The organism is Nocardia callitridis (genome assembly GCF_039543305.1).
Classification (GTDB): domain Bacteria; phylum Actinomycetota; class Actinomycetes; order Mycobacteriales; family Mycobacteriaceae; genus Nocardia; species Nocardia callitridis.
The window spans coordinates 125585-148417 of sequence record NZ_BAABJM010000002.1; the positions used below are offsets into that span (position 1 = coordinate 125585).

The window sequence follows — 22833 nt, forward strand, 5'->3', positions numbered from 1 at the left end:
ATCGGCATCGGGTCGAACACTGTGGGCGACGGCGAAGTCCGTCGCCCGCCAATGGTTTTCGCTAGTTCGTTCGGTAGCTGCGGGCGACCAATGCCGAGCGTAGGTACCAGAGGCCCGAGGGCTGTGACGGGTCGAAGCCGGTGAGTTGGCCGATCCGCTTGAGTCGGTAGTCGACGGTGTTGGTGTGCACGTGCAGCACCCTGGCGGTGCGCTGGCGATTGAGGTTGTTGCCGATGTGGCGTTGCAGCGTCTCCAGCAGTTCCGGGTGCTCGTCGAGCGGGTCGAGCAACGACCCCAGGTATTCGCGGCCGGGGCCGGGCCTGGTCAGCTGGTATTCGAGCGCCAATTCGTCGAAGCGGTAGAGCCCGGGCACCGACTCGAGGCGCTGCACCATGTCGAGCAGTTCGTGCGACTGGTCGGCGGCGTTCGGGATCTGTTCCGGTGTGGCCTCGACCATGGTCGCGGTGATGCCGACCTGCGCCGCCTGCGACAGCTGGGTGACCAGCGGGTCGACCCCGGTCTCGTCGAACGTGTCGGACGGGATGAGGATCGTGCCGCCGTCCACGCTGAGCAGCGACAGCGCGCTCGCGCCGCAGCGGGTGGCGAGTTCGGCCTGCACGCGACGCAGCTTGCGCCGTGCGACCACCTGGCCGTCGAGCATCGGGTTGTGTTCGTCGCGGTGTGGCGGAATCGCCACGGCGAGAACGACATACGACGTGGAGATGGCGATGCCGCATTCGCGAGCCATGGTGGAGGTGCTGTGGCCGCCCAGTAGCGCGGAGGTGAGCGTGTGCACCGCGGTGTGGTGCTCGCTGACCACGCCGCGCAGTTCGCGCACGTAGGCCACGGAGATCGCGGAGGTGATCATGTCCAGCAGCTCGACCACCATCTTGGCGCCGTCGACGAGATTGCCGTAGTCCTTGATCGTCGCATCGGAGACCACGAGGTCCAGGCCCATCTTGAAGCCTTCGTGCACCGCGTGGTGGATGGTGTCGATCGGCACGCCTTCGCGTGCCCAGCCCGCGGCGGCATCCTGGAGGCGCTGGAGCTTCTCCGGGATGTCGCGTCCGTCGAGCATGCTGACGGCCAGCTCGAGACAGACCCTGGTGATGGTGGTGACATCGCCGGAGATCGCATCACCGGGCAGTGTCCCGCACGGTATGACGTTCTCGACGAAGTGGCCGACCATCTGCCGGGATAACGCACGGACGTCCTTTAATGGGGACGACATGGGTTTTCCCGACATCGTGAGACTCGGCCTGGTCGAACTGTCGACGGACATTGGCGACTCCTTCCGCCCCCGATCCAGCTGTGCGGCGAATTCACACTAATTGGTGTGAATGCTGCGCGGACCGATTCGGTGGGTTCTGTGCGACCCGTGCAGCCGGCGGCTGCACGGCTGTGACGAGTCACAAGTCTTTGTGTCAGGCTACGGCGAGATGTGCCTTTTGCCGAGCCGTCGCTGTCCGATTATCCATGTTCTCGGCGACCGATTCACTTCGGTGTGTCGGTGTGGATCCGCGTGTCGAGCGAAATGTCGACATGGTCACTTGACCATATACGAAGTGGGCGTTTGACCAAAAAGAAATGTCGGAATCTCCGCACTGCCGCATATTGCTCGATTCATTCGAGGCCGCATGTTTTGCGACAGCGCTACTTTTGGCTGCCTCGTTCGTCCGGGAAACGAAGGTGCCGAACAACACCGACCGCGCCGCGCGCGACACCGAGCAGCCGGTGCCCCATCCGTTCTTCGCGTTCGGCGCCGAGGGTTCGTCCTTCAGGTGCGTGCACCGCACGATCGACCAGAAAAGACAACCGGCGATCAGTCGAGGAGGAACTTCGCCGCCTGCTCGCCGACGAACACCGTCGGCGCGTGCGTGTGCCCACGCACCAAAACCGGAAGGACCGAGGCGTCGGCCACCCGAAGACCCCGCACACCACGCACTTCGAGCCTCGGTGTCACGACGCTCGCCGCATCGGAACCCATTCGGCAGGTACCCGCGGGGTGGTAGAGGGTGTGCGCGAACCCGTTGAGGGTCCGTTCGAGCGTGCGCTCCACATCGTTCGGCGCTTCGGGTGGGTAGATGAGCGGGCCGAGTACCGCGCGCATGGCCGGTTCCTGCGCGATCGCCGCACAGGTGCGTAACCCCGCCATGAGCGCGGCACGGTCGATACCCGCCTCGTCGGACAGGTAGCGCGGATCGATCAGCGGCTTGTCGGTGGGGTCGGGGGAGGCGAGAGCGATCCGGCCGCGACTGTGCGGGCGAAGGAGCACGGTCGCCAGAATGACGCCGTGCTCGGTGGGCTCGCTGAGCGCCTCGTAATAGAACGGCGCGGGCGCGAAGACGAGTTCGAGGTCGGGCAGCGCCAATTCGGCGGTGCTGCGCACGAATCCATACGCCTCGCCGACATTGGAGGTGAGCATGCCGCGATGGCGGATCAGGTAGTCGAGGAGCTGGCGCGGCTTCTCCGCGTCGAACAACGAGTCCGCGGCCACGCCGTAGCCGATGCCGGTGACGAGGTGATCCTGAAGATTCTCGCCCACCTGCGGCGCGTGGTGTACGACGTCGATGCCGTGGCGCGTGAGCTGGTCTCGATCGCCGATGCCCGAAAGCATCAGCAGTTGCGGACTGTTGATCGCCCCGCCGCACAGCACCACCTCGCGACGCGCGGTGACGCGTTGGGTCCGGTCGCCGACGCGGTACTCGACGCCGGTCGCGCGCGTGCCGTCGAACAGCACGCGGGTGGCGAGCGCCCCGGCGCGCACGATCAGGTTCGATCGCCGCAGTGCCGGACGAAGATACGCGTCGGCGGCGCTCCACCGGCGACCGTCGCGCTGGGTGACCATGGTTTCGCTGAAGCCGACCGGCTCCGGGCGATTCGCGGGCTCGACGACGTACCCCGCCTGCCGCACCGCCTCGAGATAGGCCGCGGTCAGGGCGCGTGGGCTGCGTTGCCGGGAAACGTGCAGCGGGCCTTCGCGTCCCTGGTCCGGGAATTGCGCGTCCTCGACACGCTCGATGCGGCGGAACTGTGCCACCGCCGCGTCGAATCCCCATTCGTCGCCGGCGAGTTCGGCCCACTCGTCGTAGTCCGCGCGGAAGCCGCGCACCCACATCATGGCGTTCATCGAGGACGATCCGCCGAAGAGTTTGCCGCGTGGCCAGTAGATCTGCCGGTTGTCCAGCTGTGGTTGCGGCTCGGTGAGGTAGTCCCAATCCGCCTCGGTGCGAAAAAGTTTCGCGAACGCCGCGGGGATGTGCGCGAACTTGTTCTTGTCGGGCAGACCGGCCTCCAGCAACACCACCGAGGTGGTGGGGTCGGCGCTGAGCCGGTTGGCCAGCACCGAGCCCGCCGAGCCGGAGCCGACGATCACGTAGTCCGCGGTGAGGTCTTGATCTGCTGGCACTGGCGCACTCCGCTGGGGTCGGCGGTGGGTGTCGCGGTTCCCTGCGGCCTCGGCCGCCCTGGCACGACGCTGCCCACCGGTGTCAGCCGGCGGCCTCGGCGTCGAACGCGAGAGGGGCCGAGAACGTGCTGCGCGCTCTCGCTCGGCTCGGAAACAACGGCTCGGTCAGACCGGAGTGTACGTGGGGCGCGTCGTGTCCTGCTGGCGTTCAACGGTGTTCACCGCAAGATCAGCAATGCCGATTTCTCCAGGCGATCGGCGATATCGGCGTAGGAGGCGTACCCCATGCCCGCCCGGACCAGCGCGCCCGCGTACAGCAGTTCGAGTGATTCGATGATGTCGGGATCGGGCTCACCGTCGCCGGTGCGCAGCGCGCGGATGAGACGTTTGCGGATCTCGGCGCCGATGCGCGCACGCAGGTGTTCCACGTCGGGGTCGCGCCCGAGTAGCGCGCTGGTCACCGCGCCGGACAGCTCTTTCTCCTCGGCGACGAGCATCGCGATGCCGCGCAGTTCGGCGACGACGCGGACGGTGGGGTCGCCGTCCTCGCTGGCCGGTGTCGACGCGGCGTTGAGGCGTCGCCAGAAGATCTCGGCGACCAGATGTTCCTTGGAGGAGAAGTAGGTATAGGCGGTCGCGGTGCCGACACCGGCCGCCGAGGCGACCATGCGGATGGTCATTCCCGCGAATCCTTCGCGCGCAAGGACTTCGACCGCGGCCTTGGTCAGTTTGTCCACAGTGTCGGCCTGCTTGCCGGACAGGCGTCGGCGGGTCGCTTCGACGGTGCCGGATTCAGTTTCGGACATGTGTCTGGATACTACTACGATCAGCGGATGGCGACGAAGCGGCCACGGCGAGGCCCGCGCGACGTCCGTAGAAACTGCCGTCCCCCAACGACGCTCCGCTGGCGTAACCGCCGGCGCACAACCCCGAGGTGCACCGCCCCGCCGCGTAGAGCCCCGCGATCGGTTCACCCGAGACGTGCAGCACCCTGGAGTCGAGATCGGTGCGCAGTCCGCCGAGGGTGAATCCCGCGGTGAACCCGCGCATGTCGAAGGCCGCCAGCGGACCACGCAGCGGCCGAAGCCATTCGGGCTTCTTGCCGAGCAACGGGTCCCGGCCCTGCTCCGCGTGCAGGTTGTAGACCTCGATGGTGGATTGCAGTGCGCGGGTGGGCAATCCCATTTCCGCCTCGAGTTCGGCGGAGGTCTCCGCGACCCAGGTCGGCGGCTGTCGGAAGAACGGTGTCGCGGTCTCGGTGGTCAGCGCCTTTTCATAGGATTGCTCGTCGATCACCAGATAGGACTGGTTGTCCTGCTGGATCAAGGTGGCCTGGCCGATCCGGCCGGGGTAGGTGTCCTCGGTGATGTAGCGCTGTCCTCGGCCGTTGACCACGATGCCGCGCGCCATCAGCTGCGGATCGGCCATGAACGCGACCTCGGTGGCGTCCATGTGCGCCAGTTGCGCGCCGAGAGCGTGCGCGAGGCGGATGCCGATGCCGTCGTGCTCCTCGATCGCGGCCGCCGGTCGGCCGATCAGTCGCGGCGCGTACCCCTCGATCATCTCCTTCTGATAGGCGAAACTTCCGGTGGCGAGTACCACGCCGCGGTCGGCGCGGATCGCGATCTCCTTCCCGTACCTGCGTGCGGTCAGCCCGACGACGCGGTCGTCGTCGACGACGAGTCGTCCGATCCTGATGTCGTATTCGACACGCACGCCCAGTGATTCGGCGGTCTCGACGAGCGGTTTCATCAACATGTACCCGCCGCCCTTGGCGCCGGTGCGCTTGTTCGCCATCTGCGGTACATGTCCGCGGGGTGCCGGCACGGCGAGGGTGTTGAACGGTGCGGAATTCTCGCCACCGGAGTACATCAGGCCCTCGTCGTGTGGCGGCTCCCAGCCGGGTTCGCCCCAGAACGCTTCGCGGAACGGCACGCCGCAGTCGACCAGCCAGTTGTAGTGTTCGACGCTGCCGCGGCTGTAATCGGCGATTTTCGCCTTGTCCACGCCGGGCCCGAACGCGGCCAGCATGAAGGTCTCCATGTTCTCGGGAGTGTCCTCGAAGCCGAGCGCCTGTTGCAGTGGCGTGCCGCCGCCGAGGTAGATGAACCCGCCGGCCATCGAGGCGGCACCGCCCCAGCCGCCCGTGCGTTCGAGGATCAGGACGTCGGCGCCTGCGCGCGCGGCCTCGATCGCCGCGCAGACCCCGGCGATGCCGTATCCGGCGATGACCACATCGGCCTGCTGGTCCCATGTGCTGACCTCGGCGGCGCGCAGCGGGCGAATCGTGGTGCTTTCGGACATCGTTGGTTCCTTCACTGACGAGGTTGCGGGTTTCTCAGGCGCTTTCGGGCACGTTCGACACGCCGACGCCGAGGCCGGGCCCGAGCCGAGCGAGCGCGAGTTCGGCCAGCGGGAGGTCGACATCGAGTCGGGCACCGAGGTCGAGGGCGAGGGAAAGGTCTTTCTCGCCGAGGTCGCGGACATGACTCAGGATCGGCAGCCAGAAGTCGCCCTCGGCGATCGGGGAGGTGTTCTCGCGCAACATGATCGCGCCCGCGCCGCCGGTGACGGCGTCGGAATGCCGGACGACCTTGCCGAGTTCGGTGATGTCGAGCCCCGCGCTCTCGGCGAGGCGTTGCGCCTCGGTGGCCGCGGTGAACGCCACGAAATGCAGCAGGTTGCGCGCCAATTTCATGGCCGTTCCCGCGCCGACACCGCCGGCGTGCACGATCAGGTCGGCGAAGCAGCCGAAGGGTGCGCGCACGCGCTCGTACGCGATGTCGCTGCCGCCGACCATCACGGCGAGTCGGCCGTGTTCGGCACCGCCGGCACCGCCTGTGATCGGCGCGTCGACGAATTCGACGTCGCGGCTTGCGCATTCGGTGGCGAGTTCTTCGGCGGTGCGGTCGCTGATGGTGGAGTGGACGGCGACGACGGTGCCGGGTTTCGCGGTGCTGAGCACTCCGTCCTGGCCGGTCACCACGTCGCGGACCTGCGCGTCGTTCACGACGGCGATCGAGATGACCGTCGTGCGCTCGGCGACGGCGGCACCGGTGGGTGCGAAATCGGCGCCCTGCTCGAGGTAGGGGAGTGCGACGTCGGCGCGTGCGTCGCACACGGTGAGTCCACCCGACCAGCTCGCGAGCTTGGTGGCCATCGGAGCGCCCATATTGCCGAGGCCGATGAACCCGACGCGGTCGGTCGGCTCCGTGCGCTGACTGTTCATTGTCGCTCCGATGCTGTCTGGACACGTGTACGGAAAATCTGAAACCGAATGTACACAAGAACGCGTTCTAATATCAGGGGTATCGGCGCGGGGGCTCCGCCCGGGGTGTCGAAACTCGGCTCGTTCGGGGTTTTTCGGGTCGACGGCGGCGGATTGCCCTGATATCCATTGTCGCCAGGGTGTGGTGCTGCTATTGTCCAGACACTTGTCCAGCTGCGTGTCTCTGATGCGGCCGTGCACCTCGATCCGTTTCGAGAACGTGTTATCGAAGTGACCGGCAAACGGTGTGCGCGGCATCGGCCCGTGGTGGAGGAGATCCCGTGCCCCGTTTCGAACCGCATCCCGTCCGTCGACCCGCGCTGGTAGCGGGTGCGTCTTCGGGCATCGGAGCCGCCACTGCCGAGGCGCTCGCCGAGCTCGGGCATCCCGTCGCGCTCGGTGCCCGCCGGGTCGAACAGTGCGCCGAGTTGGCGGAAAAGATCACCGCGAACGGCGGTACCGCCGTCGGCTACCGGCTCGACGTCACCGACCCCGCCTCGGTGGACGCGTTCGTCGCCGGGGCCGAATCCGATCTCGGTCCCGCCGAGATTCTCGTATCCAGCGCTGGCGACATCGAGTTCGGGTTGGCGGGGGAGATGGACCCCGAGCGTTTTCTCGCGCAGGTACAGGTGCATCTGGTCGGTGCGCAGCGGCTGGTGCACCGGGTGCTGCCAGGCATGTTGCGCAGGCGTAGGGGCGACATCGTCCTGATCACCTCCGACTGCGCGGCGATCGTGCGACCCCGCACCGGGGCGTACAGCGCTGCCAAGGCGGGCCTGGAGGCGATGGTCGAGCAGCTGCGGATGGAGTTGGAGGGCACCGGTGTTCGCGCTTCGGCTGTGCGGCCGGGCCCGACGCTCACCGGCATGGGAATGAACTCGACGCCGGAGATGGTGGGGCCGGTGCTGGAGGACTGGCAGAAGTGGGGTTTCGCCCGTCATCCGTACATGCTGCGACCCAGCGATATGGCCGCCGCCGTGACGGCCGTGGTCGGTACGCCACGTGGGTCGCACCTGGTGCTGGTCGAAGTACAGCCCGAGGCGCCGCTGCGGCCGCTGGCCGAAGTGCTCGGTACACCCGAGAGTTCCGCGCAGTAGCGGCGCTGTCGCGCGTCCACGGATGCGGACACCGCGATCCGGTACGGTGGCGAACGGGTTATCAACCGAATCGAGAAGTGGCAGGTCCGAACACAATGAGCATTCGAGACGTACCCGTACGCACCCTGGCCGGTGCCGAGTCGACGCTGTCCGACCTGGTCGGCGACCGCGTGGTGCTACTGGTGAACGTGGCGTCGAAATGCGGTCTGACTCCGCAGTATTCGGGGCTGGTCGAGTTGCAGAAGCAGTTCGGCGAGCGTGGATTCAGCGTGGTCGGCGTTCCGTGTAACCAGTTCATGGGTCAAGAACCTGGCTCCGCCGAGGAGATCCAGGAATTCTGTTCCACCACATACGGTGTCGACTTCCCGTTGCTGGCGAAGACCGACGTGAACGGCGACGAGCGCCACGAGCTGTACCGGACGCTGGTCGAGGTCCCCGACGCCGAAGGCAAGACGGGCGACATCCAATGGAACTTCGAGAAGTTCCTGATCGCCCGCGATGGCGCGGTAGCAGCCCGATTCCGCCCCACCGTCACCCCGGACGCCCCCGACCTGGTCGCGGGAATCGAAGCGGCCCTCTGAGCCCTCCCCGCCACCCCATGTGAACCACCCAGGGTCGCCGACGCGCATCGTCGGCGACCCTGGTTTTGTGCTGTCCAGGAGAACAGACGGCAACCACGGCCCGGTAGCGCGCGCGAGCCGCCCACGCCCTGCGCGCCCGTAGGCGACCCCGCCACAGCTCCCGCGTACCCCGCTGTGTCCTGCGTCGTGACACCCGAGCCTGTCGTGCGCCTATCGCCCCCCGCCTGCGCCCCCCGCATTCCTAATATGTTGCGCCCCAACATGTTTACTGATGCCCGTTATGTCCACCTCGCCTGTGGCACGCACCACCGCTCGGTTGACATCTCATCGATCGGCAAATGATACTTAGACTAGCTAACGTGTTGCCGGGTGTCCGTCCCCGATTCGCGAAGCTCCGACAGTGTCGCCGGAGCGCTCACCGTCTTCTCCCCGGTTGATCACGTGCGCCCAGAGCATGACCGAAGGTTGTCCAATTTCGACTCAGGGAGGCACGCCGTGGAGTTCGATCTCCAGAACCAGCGACTAGAGCAGCGCATCGCCGAGGTGTACGCCGAGCATCCGCAGATCCGTGCCGCGCATCCTTCCCCCGACGTGCGGACCGCGATCGATGTGCCAGGCCTGCGGGTCGCGCAGGTTATGGACGTGGTGACCACGAGCTATGCGAATCGGCCCGCGCTGGGGCGGCGTGCCTCGGAGCCGGTGACCGATCCCGCGACCGGCCGCACCGCGCTGCGTACTCTCGATCGGTTCGACACCCTCACCTACGCCGAGCTACGCACCCGCGTCGACGCGATCGCGTCCGCGTGGCATTCCGATCCCGAAACCCCGCTTCGAGCAGGCGATTTCGTCGCCAGCATCGGATTCACGAGCGTCGATTACGCCACCCTCGAGTTGGCCTGCCTCCAATCGGGCCTGGTTTCGGTGCCGTTGCAGGCCGGCGCGACGGCGACGCAGCTGGCCTCGATCCTCGCCGAAACCGAGCCGCGCGTGCTCGCGGCGACGCCCGAACTGCTGGACACCGTCGTCGAGTGCGTGCTCGCCGGTACCGCACCCGAGGTCGTGACGGTGTTCGACTTCCATCCCGAGGTCGATGATGAACGGGAGGCGCTCGAATCGGCGAAGGTGCGCCTGGCCGAGGCGGGTGTCCGCACGCGTCTGGACACCCTCGACGCGCTGATCGCTCGCGGCCGCGACCTGCCGAGGGCGCCGCTGTTCGTGCCCGCTCCCGACGAGGACCCGCTGTCGCTGCTCATCTACACCTCGGGAAGCACGGGCGCGCCCAAGGGGGCGATGTACACCGAGCGCATGGTCGCCACCCAGTGGTTCCCCGAGATTCCGCTGGCCGGGATCAACCTCAACTACATGCCGATGAGCCACGTCGCGGGCCGCGCGACCCTGATCTGGACGCTCGCGCGTGGCGGCACCGCCTACTTCGCGGCGAGCAGCGACATGTCGACCTTGTTCGACGACATCGCCCGGGTGCGTCCCACGGAATTCTTCTTCGTTCCCCGGGTGTGCGACATGGTCTTCCAGAAGTTTCAGAGCGAGTTGGCTCGGCGTGCCGATCAGGGGGAGCAGTCGGTGCGTGAGGTGAAAGACGAACTGCGCGAACACTTTCTGGGCGGTCGCCTGCTGATGGCGCTCACCGGCACCGCCCCGCTGTCGGGGGAGATGAAGACCTTCATAGAGTCGGTGCTCGACCTGGACCTGCACGACGGTTACGGCTCCACCGAGACCGGCGGTGTGGTGGTATTCGACAACGAGGTCATGCGGCCGCCGGTCATCGATTACAAGCTCGTCGACGTTCCCGAACTCGGCTACTTCGGCACCGATCGGCCGCACCCGCGCGGCGAGCTGTTGGTGAAGACCGCCACGATGATCCCCGGCTACTACAAGCGCCCCGAGGTCACCGCGGCGATCTTCGACGAGGACGGCTTCTACAAGACCGGCGACATCGTCGCCGAACTCGGGCCCGACCGCATCACCTACGTCGACCGGCGCAGCAATGTCTTGAAACTGTCGCAGGGCGAGTTCGTGGCCGTCTCGCATCTCGAGGCGGTGTACGCCGGAAGTCCGCTGATCAAGCAGATTTTCGTCTACGGAAACAGCCAACGCGCCTATGTCCTCGCGGTGATCGTTCCCACCCCGCAGGCGCGCCGTGAGTACGCCGACGACGGCGCACTCAAAGCGGCACTGGCCGATTCGCTGCGGGAATCCGCCAAGCACGCGGACTTGCAGTCCTATGAGATCCCCCGCGATTTTCTGCTAGAGGCCGAGCCGTTCACCGAGGCCAACGGCCTGCTGTCGGGCGTGGCGAAACTGTTGCGCCCCAAGCTGAAAGCGCACTACGGCGAGCGCCTCGAACAGCTGTACGCCGAGCTGGCCGACGGTCAGGCCGACGAATTGGCGCAGCTGCGCCGCGAGGGCGCCGATCGTCCGGTGCTCGACACCGTGAGCCGTGCGGCGGTGGCGTTACTCGGCTGCGCGGATTCGGACCTGCGTCCCGACGCGCACTTCACCGACCTCGGCGGCGATTCCCTGTCGGCACTGTCGTTCTCGACGTTGCTCGGCGAGATTTTCGCGGTAGACGTGCCGGTAGGTGTGATCGTCAGCCCCGCCAACGGTTTGCGCCAATTGGCCGACTACATCGAGACCCAGCGCGGCGCGGGTAACGGAGTCACCGGCTACGACGCCGTGCACAGCGGCTCCGAGGTGCGCGCCGACGAACTGACCCTCGACAAGTTCATCGACGCCGAAACCCTCGCCGCCGCAAGCACACTCCCACCGGTGGTCGAGGCGCCGCGTACCGTCCTGCTCACCGGTGCCACCGGCTACCTCGGCCGGTTCCTCTGCCTGGCCTGGCTCGAACGGGTCGCCGAGCACGGCGGGACGGTCATCTGCCCCGTGCGCGCGACCGACGACGGTGCGGCGCGGGCCCGCCTCGAGGCGGTGTTCGACACCGGCGACCCGCAGCTGCTCGCGCACGTGCGCACGCTGGCCGCCGAGCATCTCGAGGTGATCGCCGCCGATATCGGCGAGCCCGATCTCGGTGTCGGCGAAGAAAAGTGGCGCGAGCTCGCCGAGCGCGTAGACGCGATCGTGCACCCCGCGGCGTTGGTCAACCACGTGCTGCCCTACCGACAGTTGTTCGGCCCGAACGTGGTCGGCACCGCCGAGATCATCCGCTTGGCGATCACCACTCGGCGCAAGCCGATCACCTACCTGTCCACCGTGGCGGTCGCCGCGCAGATCGATCCCGACACCTTCTCCGAGGACGGCGATATCAGGGAGATCGGCGCGGTGCGCGCGGTCGACGACGCCTACGCCAACGGCTACGGGAACAGCAAGTGGGCGGGCGAGGTGCTGCTGCGCGAGGTCAACGACCTGTGCGGACTGCCGGTCGCGGTGTTCCGCTCGGACATGATCCTCGCCCACAGCAGCTACCGCGGTCAGCTGAACCTGCCGGACATGTTCACCCGGTTGGTACTGAGCCTGTTGCTCACCGGCATCGCGCCGCCGTCGTTCTACGAGACCGAGGCCGACGGCGCGCGTCGGCGCGCGCACTACGACGGCTTGCCCGCCGATTTCACCGCCGAGGCGATTACCGTTCTCGGCGCCGAGGCGACGGAGGGATTCCACACCTACGACGTGCTCAATCCGCACGACGACGGCATCTCGCTCGACGAATTCGTGGACTGGCTCATCGAATCGGGCCGGCCGCTGCGTCGCCTGCCCGATTACGCGGACTGGCTGGAACGCTTCGAAACCGCGCTGCGCGCGTTGCCGGACAAGCAACGGCAGGCCTCGGTGTTGCCGCTGCTGCACGCGTTCGCGCGTCCCGAACCCGCTGTGCGGGGGTCGATGCTGCCCGCCAAGCAGTTCCAGGCGGCAGTGCAGGCGGCGAATATCGGTGGGGACGGCGACATTCCGCACCTGTCGCGGGCGCTCATCGCGAAGTACGTCAGCGATCTCGAATCGCGCGAACTCCTGGATTCGTAGCGAGTTCCGTTCCCACACCCATCCGGGTGTCGCGACAGGGCGAATTCGTTACATTCGACGCCATGACGGCCGGATAGGTCGCGCGAGGAACGGACAAGACCATGACATCGACACAACGTTCGGCACCCGACCGCAGCCCGTTTTCGTTCACTCGCTGACCGCGAGAGAGGAACGGATCCATGAGCCCGCTGGCCACGGGTGCCGACGTTGTGTCATTGTGGGTACATCACACCCATCCGACGACGTTTGCGCACCGAAACCCTAGCCATGCACGTATGGGACAGAGTATGAGCTTCGAACCGGAGGCATCTCCGGTCCGTCTGCGTTCCGCGGAACACGACGATTCGAGCACCGCACAGTGCTCCGTCCGACCCGGCGCGGCGGCTGCCGCCGCCGAGAGCGCGCAGCTGGCCGACCTGCTCGGTCGCGTCGCCGACGGCGACCGCGACGCCTTCACCGACTTCTATCGCGCGACGAGTCACCGCGTGTTCGGGCTGGCCGTGCGTGTACTACGTAGCCATTCCGCCGCGGAGGACATCACCCAAGAGGTGTACCTGCAGGCATGGTCGTTGGCCGACCGCTACGACCGCAAGCTGTCCAGCCCGATCGGCTGGTTGATGATGCTGACCCATCGCCGCGCCGTCGACAGGGTGCGTCGGGAAGAGTCCGCCGCCGCACGCGACATCGTGTACGGGCACGCCCATTTGGGTCGCGATCACGATGTCGTCGCCGAGGACGTCACCCAGCGTCTCGACGAGCAGGCGGTCATCGGGTGTCTGGACCGGTTGACCGAGATCCAGCGCGAAGCGGTGGCGTTGGCCTATTACGGCGGAAGAACCTACGTCGAGGTCTCCGAGCACCTCGACGTTCCGCTGCCGACGATCAAAAGCCGCATCCGTGACGGGTTACGGAGGCTGGAGAACTGCCTGACGGGAAGTGACAAGCGATGACCGACATCGAGTCGAAGGACGGGGGTTTACTCGACCTTGCCTATCCGTACGCGCTCGACGCGGTCACCGAACTGGAACGTCGCAGGATCGAAGATCGTGTGCGTACAGCGGATGCGGAGACCGGTGCCGAGTTCGATTCCACGGTGAGTCGGGTGCGCGAGGCGATGGCCGATCTGTCGGCGCTCGATCGGCTCGCGCCACCGGCGCGGGTGGAGGCCGAACTCATGGCCGCGCTCGACCGAATGCCCGCCAAGCGGCAAGCATCGCCGCAGGAAGCCACGAGGACGCCACACCGAGGTGGCCTCCGTTCGGTGCGCAGGGTTCCACGGACCGGTTGGCTGGCCGCGGCCGCCGCCGTGATCGTGGTCGGTGTCGCCGGTGGCGCGATCATCGCCGACCGCACACAAGACCAACCGACCCGCGACCAAGTCGCCGCGCAGGTACTGGAACAGCCCGACAGTCACACCAGCACCGCGCCCATGACCGGTGGCGGGCGGCTCGTCGTGGATTCGTCCATGGAACTCGGTCTCGCGGCGGTCCGCTTCGACGCGGTCGCGCCGCCGCCCTCGGGCTCGTCGTATCAGCTGTGGTTGGTCGGCGCGGATGGCACCCCGCGTTCGGCGGGCGTTCTCGCGCGCATGCCGTCCACGTCGGCGCCGGTCTCGCAGATCACCGCGCAAGACACCCTGGCGGTGACGATGGAACCGGAGCAGGGGTCGCCGCAGCCAACCACTCCGATCATCGCGAACGTCACATTGAGCTGACCAGGCAGCCACCGCGCGCGGTCCTCCCGCCATCGGGCACAGTGGTGGGATGACCGTGGAAGTCCGCACCTTGACCAACGATGCCGATGTCCGTGCCGCCACCGACGTATTCCGTACGGCCATGGTCGGATTGCCGCCGATGACCGAGCCCGACCGGCCACTGTCGGAACCGGGACGCACGCTCGGCGCGCGGCTGGACGGTCAGTTGGTCGGCGCGGCGACCTCGTTCACCAGTTGGCTGGCCGTGCCCGGTGGGGCGCGGGTGCCGCATGCCGCGGTCACCAGGGTGGGTGTGTTGCCGACGCATACGCGTCGAGGTGTGCTCACCGCACTGCTGCGTCGCCAACTCGACGATATCGCCGCGCGCGGCGAGGTGGTGGCGTCGTTGCGCGCCTCGGAGGGGCTGATCTACGAGCGTTTCGGCTACGGCGTCGCGAGTTCGTTCGTTCGGCTGAATATCCGGCGTGCTCGCGCGCGGTTGCGCGACTCGGTGCCGCCCTCGGGGGAGGTGCGACTGCTGGACCGGGCGCAGGCATGGAAGGTGCTGCCGCAGATCTACACGGCCGCCGACATTCGCTGGACCGGCGCTATCGATCGCCCCGAATACTGGTGGCGCCAACAGGAATTGATGACCGGAGATCCCGCCTACGTCGCGGTGCACGGCCCGGTCGGCGCGGAGGACGGGTTCCTGCGCTACCACCCGATCGATACCGCGCAGTGGTTCACCGGTGCCGACCGCACCATCGTCGTCGACGATCTGGTGGCGACCACACCGGCGGCGCTGCTCGGACTCGTGCGGTACCTGTTGTCGGTGGACCTGGTACACACCATCACGATCGCCTTCGCCGCGCCGGACAATCCGCTACCGCATCTGTTCACCGACCCACGCGCGGTGGAGACGGTCGCGGTTCGCGACGAGACCTGGCTGCGTTTGGTCGACGTCCCCGCCGCGCTGAACGCGCGTACTTACCGCGAGAATGCCGCTGCGGTGCTGGTCGAGGTGCGCGATGACGTGCTAGGCGCGAATACCGGTGTCTACCGGATCGCCGCCGACGGCGTCACCAGGGTGGATGCCACCGCGGATCTACGCACCGACGTCGCCGCGCTGGCCGCGGTCTACCTCGGCGCCAGTTCCTGGCGCCAGCTGGTGGTGTCGGGTCGCGCGCAAGAATCGCGTCCGGGTGTCGCTCGGTCCGCGGACGAGCTGTTCGTCACCGACGAACAGCCCTTCAGCGGCACCTTCTTCTGACCGAGGGCGCGGCGTCAGACCGCGGCGCGTGGTGCCCGAGTCGCGATGCGCGGCACGGCTTTCGGCGCGACCGTGGTGTCTTTGTCACCCGACTCGAAAACGCGAGCGATGAGCGCGGAACGCAGATACCACAGCCCGTGCGCGTGTCCCGGGTCGTAGCCGGTGATCTGTTCGATCCGCTTGAAACGGTGGTCGACGGTGTTGGCGTGCACGTGCAGCGCGCGTGCGGTGCGTTGCCGGTTGAGTTCGTTGCGGATGTAGGTCGTCAATGTCTCCAGCAGGTCGGGATATTCGGCCAGCAGGTCGACCAGGGTCGCCAATTGCTGACGAGCCGGTCCCGGCCGGGTGAGCTGGTACTCGAGGACGAGCTCGTCGAATCGGTGCAGGCGGCTCGGCCACCGCAGGCGCTGCACGATGTCGAGCAATTCGTGCGCCTGTTCGGTGAGCGCGGGGATGTCGGCGGGGGCGCCACGTAGGACGGTGCCGATGATCGGTACCTGCGCGGCTTGGGAGAGCTGGGTGATGAGCTCGTCGAGCGAACCGTCGACGAAGCGGTCGGTCGGCAGCAGGATCGTGCCGCCGTCGATGCTCAGCAGCGACAACGCGTGCGAGGCGCCACGGGTGGCCAGTTCGGCCTGCACCCTGCGCAGCTTGCGCCGCGCGACGACCTGCGCGTTGAGTGCCACGTTGAACTCGTCGCGATGCGGCGGGATCGACAGCGCGACAACGAAGTACGAGTCGGCGATCGCGATGCCGCTCTCCCTGGCCATGGTCGAGTTGCTGTGACCGCCGAGCAGGGCGGAGGTGAGCGTGTGCACCGCGGTGTGGTGTTCCCCGGTCACCGCGCGCAGTTCCTTCACATACGCGCGGGTCACCGTGCAGCTGATCTGGTCGAGGATCTCCATGAAGCGGCGCGCGACGTCGACGAGTGTGGGGTAGTCCGGCGCGGTGGCGTGGGCGAAGATCAGGTCGAAGCCGACGCGGAATCCCTCGTGGACGGCGTGCTGGATCGCGTCGATGGGGATGCCTTCGCGCGCCCATTCCGCGGCCGCGGCCTGCACCCGCTCGGTTTTCGCGGGGACGTCGTTGCCGTCGAGCATGTTCATCGCCAACTCCAGGCAGATGCGGGTCACGGTGGTGACCTCGCCCTGGAGCGCGTCGCCGGGCAGGGTGCGGCACGGCACCACATTGTCGACGAAGTGGCTGACGAGTTGGCGCGCGACATTGCGGACGTCACGCAGGTGGGTCGCGGCCGGGCGGCCGGAGACGATATAGGGGGTGGTGAGGGTGTTGTTCTCGGTCATCCCGGCTCCTGATCATCGATCCCGCGTGGAATTCCGCACGGTGCGCTGCGGCGATGTCCCATTGCGGCTTTCGCTCCGTCGCGGCCGATCGAAGCCCATCGCGCGTGGGGTCGCGCTGATGTCTTCGAGGGCTGTGGCCGTCGTCGGTGGTTCAATCTGCAATTAATGCAGCCAGTTCTAACTGGCACAGTCAGAAGACTAAGCGATCAATGCTGACTTGGTAAGTGTTTGAGGCCAACTTGTTTGTGGGTATTGCTGCTTGCTGTACTGCAAGCAGGTGTGCAAGCTGCCAGCTTGCAGTGGCATACTCTGGTCGAAACCCGATCGATGCAGGGTGGCGCGCGACCTGAGCGCCGCTATGGCAGGATCGCACCGATTTCGACCGACGACCGACGAGCCGCGAGGGGTACCGATGGATGAGCGCCGCGAGTACCGCAGCACCGAGCTCGCCGAAGAGGCCGGAGTCCCGGTCCGCACGCTGCGCTACTACCAAGAACGCGGGCTGCTACCACCGCCGCGCAAAGAGGGCCGCAACGGCTGGTACAACGACATCCACCTCGAACGCCTGCGGCTGATCACCGACCTGCTCGCGCGCGGGTATCGCCTCGACGGCATCGAGGAACTGATCAACGCGGCCAGTGAGGGGCGCGCGCTGTCGGACCTGATCGGGTTCGAATCCGCCGCGACCGTGCCATGGGCGCCCGCCGCGCCGGTACAGACCTCGTTCGAAGCGTTGCGCGAGCAGTTCGGCGATCAGGTCGACGACGAGGTGGTGGCCGAGGCCGTCCAGCTCGGCTACCTCGAACGCGACGGCGACCGGTTGCTGGTGAGCAGCCCGCGATTGCTCGACGCCACCAGGGAATTGGTGCGCTTGGGTATCCCGCTGCGCGCGGTCCTCGCGATGGGCTGGGAGCTGGGCGCTGCCTTCGACCGAATGGCCTTCATGTTCGTGCACGCCTTCCGCACGCACCTGGTGACGCCCACGTTGGCCGACGCGTCACCGGAGAACGTGGAGAAGCTCATGCACTCGATGGGTGAGCTGCGGCCGGTGGCCCGTGTGCTGGCCGACGAACATTTCGGGCGTTCGATGGATCGCCGCGTCGGTCACGACATCACCGAGGTGGTGCAGCAGTTGGCCGAAGCGGCCTCTCGCCAGACGTAGTCGCGTCAGAGTGCGTGCGCCAGCGCCGCCGCCGCGCGTGCGCATCCGTGGCCGATGGTGACGCCGGAACCGCCGTGGCCGTAGTTGTGCACCACCGGGATACCGTCGACGGTGTCGTGGTCGATCTCCAACCGGACGGTGGCTCTGCCCGGTCGTAAACCGACGAGCGTCTCCAGCACCTCACAGTCGGCCAGTTCCGGTGCCAGGTCGCGGCACCGTTCCAGGATCGACTGTGTCAGTTCGGGGTTCGGTGTGCGGTCCCAGGCGTCCACGTCGAGCGAACCGCCGAGAACGCAATCCCGTGCGCGCGGATGCACATAGGCGCGGCCGAGGGGGTGTTGCTCATCGCGGATCGACATCGATAGTCCGGGGTTACGCACCCGCACGATCTGGCCGCGAATCGGATGCATCGCGGGGTCGTCCACCAGCGCGCCCGCCCGCAGGCCAGCACAATTCACGATGACGTCCGGTCGAAGATCGGCCACATCGTCCAGGCGGTTCACATACCGATACAGCCAGCGCGCACCCGAGGCGGCGACCTGGTCGTGCAGGTACGGCAGGTAAATCGGCATCTCCACCAGTGGGACGACGAAGCGGAAGCCGTGGGTGTACCCGTCGGGTAGGCAGGCGGGCTCGGCGGGCCGAAAGTCGCGCACCGTCGGCGCCCACTCCGGGATCGCTGGCGGCTCGCGGTAGAGCGCCAGCGATTCACACATGCGCACACCGGGTGTGCTCGCCACCGCGAGCCCCTCGAGGTGAGCGAAGGTCGCTCGGCCCCACTCGCGGACCAGGTCCTCGGGTCCGGCCGCGGTCGGAAACCACACCGCGGCCGCGAGGAACGAGGTGGTCGCGGACACGGCTTCGGCACTGATGATGGTCACCTGATGGCCGTCGCGTAGCAGTTCGGCGGCAGTGGAGAGCCCCGAGATACCCGACCCGACTACGACGACGCGCATGGCTTCGAGCTTACCGGCCCCCCGGCACGGAAAGGTGGTGCTGATCATTATGTGCGACAGGCGAGTTCGGGCCCGGCAACAGCACCCGTCGGCTTTCCTCGCGTGCGGCACCGCCGGCCTTCGGCAAGCGGTGCCGGTGGTGAACCGACCGAGTGACTTCGAGCCGATCCGAACATGTCATGGTTGTCGCTGACGGGGCCTCGAACAGCTGCGCGCCGACGAAAGCCGAGCTATCGAACCCCGCGGCGGGGCCGTCGAGGCAACGCCGCGAACCTCGGCGGCCGAGCCAACGGACATCCGCGTCCTGTCGAGAAGCCACCGCGCCGGATTTGCGCAAACGGTCCCGAATGCGCAGTGACGCAGGCGGTTTCGCTGACCGGGTGGTTCGCGACAATGTCGATGAGGTGGCCGAGGAAGCCGCATCCGGGTCCGTGGCGAGTACCCAGGTCACCGAGAAACTACCGCCGCCAACGGATAAATCCGCGAGCATCGCGACGCTGTCGTCGGCGGCGGCCTGCGATCAGCTCGCCGCCGACGAGTTCTTCACCTCGACGATCGGAAGCACCAGTGCCGCAGGCGAGCTCGCGGGAACGGCGGGACGCGCGGGTGCGACCGGCGCGATCCGCTGGTAGCCGGTGCCCACCGGGGGACGGGTGTCGGCCTCGCCCTTGTTGGGCCAGTAGGCGGCGGCGCGCTCGGCCTGCGCGGTGATCGTCAGCGAGGGATTCACGCCGAGGTTGGCCGAGACCGCCGCCCCGTCGACGACGCTGAGGCTGGGGTAGCCGTACACGCGGTGGTAGCCATCGATCACGCCGTGCTCGGGGTCGGCACCGATCGCCGCGCCGCCGAGGAAGTGCGCGGTGAGTGGGATATTGAAGATCTCACCCCAGCTGCCGCCCGCGATCCCGCCGATCTTCTCGGCCACCCGCCGGGTGACGTCGTTGCCCGCGGGGATCCAGGTCGGATTCGGCTCACCATGCCCCTGTTTGGAAGTCAGCTTGCGGCCGAACAGGCCGCGCTTGGTGTAGGTGGTGATGGAATTGTCCAGGTGCTGCATCACCAGCGAGATGATGGTGCGCTCGCTCCAGTTCTTCGTGCTGAGGAAGCTGATCAGGTCGAAGGGATTGCGCACGAGCAGGCCGAGGAAGCGCAGCCAGCGCGGAATCCGACCGCCACCGTCGACCATCAGGGTTTGCAGCAGCCCCATCGCGTTCGAACCCTTGCCGTAGCGCACCGGTTCGATGTGGGTGTCCTCGGTCGGGTGGATGGACGAGGTGATCGCGACGCCCTTGGTGAAGTCGACGCCGGGTTGCAGCTTCTTGGTGGCGGCGCCGACGATCGACTCGGAGTTGGTCCTGGTGAGCACGCCGAGACGCGGTGAGAGGTCGGGCAGCGCGCCCTTGTCGCGCATGGCGAACAGTAGCTGCTGGGTGCCTCGGGTGCCCGCGGCGAGCACGACCTGGGTCGCGGTGTAGGTCTTCGGGCTCTTGCGCAACCAGGCGCCGGTGCGCGCGGTCGAAATGTCCCACGTGCCGTCGGGGTGGGGGCGCACGCCGGTGACCGTCGTCATCGGAATCACCTCGGCGCCACCCTGTTCCGCGAGATACAGGTAGTTCTTCACGAGGGTGTTCTTCGAGCCGTACTTGCAGCCGACCATGCAGTCGCCGCATTCGATGCAGCCGGTGCGGTCGGGGCCGACGCCACCGAAGTACGGGTCGGACACGGTCTTGCCCGGCTCGCCGAAGTAGACGCCAACGGGGGTCTGCACGAAGGTGTGGCCGACGCCCAGGTCGTCGGCGACTTTCTTGAACACCTCGTCGGCCGGAGTCATATGCGGGTTCTGGACCACGCCGAGCATGCGCTGCGCGCGCTCGTAGTAGGGCGTGAGCTCGTCTTTCCAGTCGGTGATGTCGCGCCACTGCGCATCACGGAAGAACGGCTCCGGTGGCACGTAGAGGGTGTTGGCGTAGTTGAGCGATCCGCCGCCGACGCCCGCGCCCGCGAGGATGAGCACGCTGCGCAGCAGGTGTACGCGCTGGATGCCGTAGCAGCCGAGCTTGGGGGCCCAGAGGAACTTCTTGAGTTCCCAACTGTTCCTGGGCAATTCGTCGTCGGCGTAGCGTTGGCCCGCTTCGAGGATGCCGACCTTGTAGCCCTTCTCGACCAGCCGCAACGCGGTGACGCTACCGCCGAAACCAGAGCCGACGATGAGGACGTCGTAATCCGTCGTCCGCTGGTCCATGGGGAACTCCTTGGGTCGTGCCAACCTTGTGACTCGGCTTACACTACTCCCGAGTAGGTTGTGTTTTCCAATTCGCGTAGCCCAGCGCACAGAGCGCTGCTCTCGACAGTTGACAGCGCTCACTTTCGCGGACGAAGGTGTCCGCATGGCGACCACTCCACGCGACCGTGCCAGGGCGCAAACCATGAACGACATCGTGCGGATCGGCCGCGATCACCTGGCCACCCACGGTGCCGCCGCGCTGTCCCTGCGTGCGGTCGCCCGTGATCTCGGCGTCGTGTCCTCCGCGGTGTATCGGTACGTGAGCAGTCGCGACGAACTGCTCACCTTGTTGGTCGTCGACGGCTACACCGCGCTGGGCGACGCGGTCGACGAGGCGTTGCGGGCCGCTGAAGCCGCCGACGACGACCCGATCGCCCAGATACGCGCACTCGCTCACGCCTTTCGTCGGTGGGCCTTGGCCGAACCCGCGCGCTTCGGATTGCTCTACGGCACACCGGTTCCCGGTTACGCCGCGCCCGCCGAGCGCACCGGAGGACCAGGAACCAGGGTGATCGGCACCCTGCTCACGCTGTTCGCGCGCGGCGAGCAGGCGGGGAAGCTGGCCGCGCCGCGACGAGCGCGAGCCCTCTCGGCCACCCTCGCCGCCGACATCGCGCGCATCCGCGAGGAATCCGGCGCCGAGGCCTCCGATCGGGTGCTGGTGGGCGCCATGACGTTCCTGGTCTCGATGATCGGCGCGGTGAGCGCGGACGTGTTCGACATGTACGGGGTGGATACCTTCACCGACCGCGGTGAGCTGTTCGAGCATCTGCTCGACGACATGCTGGAAACGGTCGGGGCCGAGCCCCGGTGACCGGTGTGCTGCGATGGACGGCATGAACTCGTCGCCGCCCGGACCCGAACGCCATGCGGACGCCGTCGCCTCGACCGCGTGGTCGCGGCGTCTCGGCCTGCGGGTTCCGCTGGTCAACGCGCCGATGGGTGGCGTCGCCGGTGGCGCACTCGCGGCGGCCGTGACCGCGGCCGGTGGGCTCGGCATGATCGGCATGGGCAGTGCGGGATCGGTGCCGGCGCTGCACCGCGAACTGGTCCACGTGCGCGAGACCGAGGGACGGTTCGGCATCGGCTTGGTCGACTGGGTGGTCGCGGCGCACCCGGACCTGCTCGACGTCGCGATCGCGGCGCGCCCGGCGATGATCTCGGTGAGCTTCGGGACCGACATGAGATGGGTGGAGCGCGTCCGCGCCGCCGGAATCAGTACGGCCACACAGGTGTACAGCGCCGAGGAGGCCAAGCGCGCGGCGGAATCCGGCGTCCAGGTCCTCGTCGCGCGCGGCAGTGAAGGGGGAGGGCACGGCGCGGTCGAACAGCCGCTGCGTCCGCTGCTCGCGTCGGTACTCGAGGTCGTGGCGACGCCCGTGCTCGCCGCGGGCGCGATCACGACGCACGCCGATCTCGCCGCCGTGCTCGCCGAGGGTGCCAGCGGAGCATGGGTGGGCACCTGCCTGGCGGCATGCACGGAGTCGCTACTCGCACCGTCGGGTCGGCGGGCGCTGGTGGCCGCTCGCGGTGACGACACGATCGTGACCCGTGCGTTCGATGTCGGCATGGAATTGCCGTGGCCGACAAGGTTTCCCAGTAGGGTGTTGCGCAATCCGTTCGCCGAGCGGTGGACCGGTCGTGAGGACGTGTTGGCGCGGGACGCGCACGCGCGAGCGGACCTCGCCGCCGCTACCTCCGCCGAGGATCCCGCGGCGGTGCCGATCGACGCCGGTACCGGCGTCGGCGCGATCACCGCGGTTCGGTCGGTCGCCGAGGTGATCGAAAGCCTCTGCGCGACACCCTGACC

General features: G+C 67.4%; 17 protein-coding genes. 9 read left to right on the forward strand and 8 right to left on the reverse strand.

Translation table 11 applies throughout. The features are described from left to right. Positions 1-61: 61 nt before the first annotated feature. The 5 genes from ABEA50_RS09385 to ABEA50_RS09405 form a co-directional block, all read right to left on the reverse strand. Positions 62-1282 (reverse strand): PucR family transcriptional regulator, encoded by a 1221-nt coding sequence (locus ABEA50_RS09385; RefSeq protein WP_345494845.1) that lies wholly within the window; start codon positions 1280-1282, stop codon positions 62-64. Positions 1283-1822: 540 nt separating this feature from the next. Next, positions 1823-3409 carry a GMC family oxidoreductase gene (locus tag ABEA50_RS09390; RefSeq protein ID WP_345494846.1) on the reverse strand — a complete coding sequence of 529 codons (1587 nt, stop codon included), beginning with the start codon at positions 3407-3409 and terminating at the stop codon, positions 1823-1825. 218 nt (positions 3410-3627) lie between these two features. Continuing rightward, a complete protein-coding gene (locus ABEA50_RS09395; protein ID WP_345494847.1) occupies positions 3628-4215 on the reverse strand; it encodes a TetR/AcrR family transcriptional regulator in 588 nt (195 codons plus the stop codon). Next, the gene (locus ABEA50_RS09400; RefSeq protein ID WP_345494848.1) at positions 4202-5713 is read right to left on the reverse strand and encodes an FAD-dependent oxidoreductase; all 1512 of its coding nucleotides are present in this window, start codon (positions 5711-5713) and stop codon (positions 4202-4204) included. The genes ABEA50_RS09395 and ABEA50_RS09400 overlap by 14 nt, the downstream gene beginning before the upstream one ends. Before the next feature lie 34 nt (positions 5714-5747). Next, complete coding sequence (locus ABEA50_RS09405) at positions 5748-6638, reverse strand: NAD(P)-dependent oxidoreductase (RefSeq protein ID WP_345494849.1); 891 nt, start codon at positions 6636-6638, stop codon at positions 5748-5750. Positions 6639-6958: 320 nt separating this feature from the next. Here ABEA50_RS09405 and ABEA50_RS09410 point away from each other — a divergent pair, with 320 nt between their 5' ends. The 6 genes from ABEA50_RS09410 (at position 6959) to ABEA50_RS09435 (ending at position 15317) form a co-directional block, all read left to right on the forward strand. After that, a complete protein-coding gene (locus ABEA50_RS09410) occupies positions 6959-7774 on the forward strand; it encodes an SDR family oxidoreductase (protein WP_345494850.1) in 816 nt (271 codons plus the stop codon). A gap of 95 nt (positions 7775-7869) precedes the next feature. Continuing rightward, a complete protein-coding gene (locus tag ABEA50_RS09415; RefSeq protein WP_345494851.1) occupies positions 7870-8355 on the forward strand; it encodes a glutathione peroxidase in 486 nt (161 codons plus the stop codon). Positions 8356-8850: 495 nt separating this feature from the next. After that, positions 8851-12354, forward strand: coding sequence for a carboxylic acid reductase (car, locus tag ABEA50_RS09420; RefSeq protein ID WP_345494852.1), 3504 nt, complete (start codon positions 8851-8853; stop codon positions 12352-12354). Positions 12355-12641: 287 nt separating this feature from the next. Next, positions 12642-13304 carry an ECF RNA polymerase sigma factor SigK gene (gene sigK / locus ABEA50_RS09425; RefSeq protein ID WP_345494853.1) on the forward strand — a complete coding sequence of 221 codons (663 nt, stop codon included), beginning with the start codon at positions 12642-12644 and terminating at the stop codon, positions 13302-13304. Continuing rightward, positions 13301-14068: an anti-sigma factor gene (locus ABEA50_RS09430; RefSeq protein WP_345494855.1), complete on the forward strand. Its 768-nt coding sequence runs from the start codon at positions 13301-13303 to the stop codon at positions 14066-14068. Before sigK ends, ABEA50_RS09430 begins: the two co-directional genes overlap by 4 nt. A gap of 49 nt (positions 14069-14117) precedes the next feature. Then, positions 14118-15317 (forward strand): GNAT family N-acetyltransferase, encoded by a 1200-nt coding sequence (locus ABEA50_RS09435; protein ID WP_345494856.1) that lies wholly within the window; start codon positions 14118-14120, stop codon positions 15315-15317. A gap of 14 nt (positions 15318-15331) precedes the next feature. On the opposite strand, the gene ABEA50_RS09440 is transcribed toward ABEA50_RS09435, so the two are convergent. Then, positions 15332-16621 carry a PucR family transcriptional regulator gene (locus ABEA50_RS09440; protein WP_345494857.1) on the reverse strand — a complete coding sequence of 430 codons (1290 nt, stop codon included), beginning with the start codon at positions 16619-16621 and terminating at the stop codon, positions 15332-15334. Between the two features lie 412 nt (positions 16622-17033). Here ABEA50_RS09440 and ABEA50_RS09445 point away from each other — a divergent pair, with 412 nt between their 5' ends. After that, complete coding sequence (locus ABEA50_RS09445) at positions 17034-17783, forward strand: MerR family transcriptional regulator (protein WP_345494858.1); 750 nt, start codon at positions 17034-17036, stop codon at positions 17781-17783. Between the two features lie 5 nt (positions 17784-17788). On the opposite strand, the gene ABEA50_RS09450 is transcribed toward ABEA50_RS09445, so the two are convergent. Further along, positions 17789-18739 (reverse strand): NAD(P)/FAD-dependent oxidoreductase, encoded by a 951-nt coding sequence (locus tag ABEA50_RS09450; protein ID WP_345494860.1) that lies wholly within the window; start codon positions 18737-18739, stop codon positions 17789-17791. Between the two features lie 520 nt (positions 18740-19259). After that, positions 19260-20981, reverse strand: coding sequence for a GMC family oxidoreductase (locus tag ABEA50_RS09455; protein ID WP_345494861.1), 1722 nt, complete (start codon positions 20979-20981; stop codon positions 19260-19262). A 145-nt stretch (positions 20982-21126) separates the two neighbouring features. Between ABEA50_RS09455 and ABEA50_RS09460 the strand changes: the two genes are divergently transcribed. Both ABEA50_RS09460 and ABEA50_RS09465 read left to right on the forward strand, forming a co-directional pair. Next, a complete protein-coding gene (locus ABEA50_RS09460) occupies positions 21127-21837 on the forward strand; it encodes a TetR/AcrR family transcriptional regulator (protein WP_345494862.1) in 711 nt (236 codons plus the stop codon). 22 nt (positions 21838-21859) lie between these two features. Then, positions 21860-22831: an NAD(P)H-dependent flavin oxidoreductase gene (locus ABEA50_RS09465; RefSeq protein WP_345494863.1), complete on the forward strand. Its 972-nt coding sequence runs from the start codon at positions 21860-21862 to the stop codon at positions 22829-22831. Positions 22832-22833 lie beyond the last annotated feature (2 nt).

Coding starts and splice junctions, on each gene's coding strand:
- ABEA50_RS09440 (WP_345494857.1), bottom strand. CDS start 16,621: ATGACCGAGAACAACACCCTCACCACCCCCTATATCGTCTCCGGCCGC.
- ABEA50_RS09385 (WP_345494845.1), bottom strand. CDS start 1,282: ATGTCCGTCGACAGTTCGACCAGGCCGAGTCTCACGATGTCGGGAAAA.
- ABEA50_RS09430 (WP_345494855.1), top strand. CDS start 13,301: ATGACCGACATCGAGTCGAAGGACGGGGGTTTACTCGACCTTGCCTAT.
- ABEA50_RS09445 (WP_345494858.1), top strand. CDS start 17,034: ATGGATGAGCGCCGCGAGTACCGCAGCACCGAGCTCGCCGAAGAGGCC.
- ABEA50_RS09395 (WP_345494847.1), bottom strand. CDS start 4,215: ATGTCCGAAACTGAATCCGGCACCGTCGAAGCGACCCGCCGACGCCTG.
- ABEA50_RS09455 (WP_345494861.1), bottom strand. CDS start 20,981: ATGGACCAGCGGACGACGGATTACGACGTCCTCATCGTCGGCTCTGGT.
- ABEA50_RS09400 (WP_345494848.1), bottom strand. CDS start 5,713: ATGTCCGAAAGCACCACGATTCGCCCGCTGCGCGCCGCCGAGGTCAGC.
- ABEA50_RS09460 (WP_345494862.1), top strand. CDS start 21,127: ATGGCGACCACTCCACGCGACCGTGCCAGGGCGCAAACCATGAACGAC.
- ABEA50_RS09450 (WP_345494860.1), bottom strand. CDS start 18,739: ATGCGCGTCGTCGTAGTCGGGTCGGGTATCTCGGGGCTCTCCACTGCC.
- ABEA50_RS09435 (WP_345494856.1), top strand. CDS start 14,118: ATGACCGTGGAAGTCCGCACCTTGACCAACGATGCCGATGTCCGTGCC.
- ABEA50_RS09465 (WP_345494863.1), top strand. CDS start 21,860: ATGAACTCGTCGCCGCCCGGACCCGAACGCCATGCGGACGCCGTCGCC.
- ABEA50_RS09415 (WP_345494851.1), top strand. CDS start 7,870: ATGAGCATTCGAGACGTACCCGTACGCACCCTGGCCGGTGCCGAGTCG.
- sigK (WP_345494853.1), top strand. CDS start 12,642: ATGAGCTTCGAACCGGAGGCATCTCCGGTCCGTCTGCGTTCCGCGGAA.
- ABEA50_RS09405 (WP_345494849.1), bottom strand. CDS start 6,638: ATGAACAGTCAGCGCACGGAGCCGACCGACCGCGTCGGGTTCATCGGC.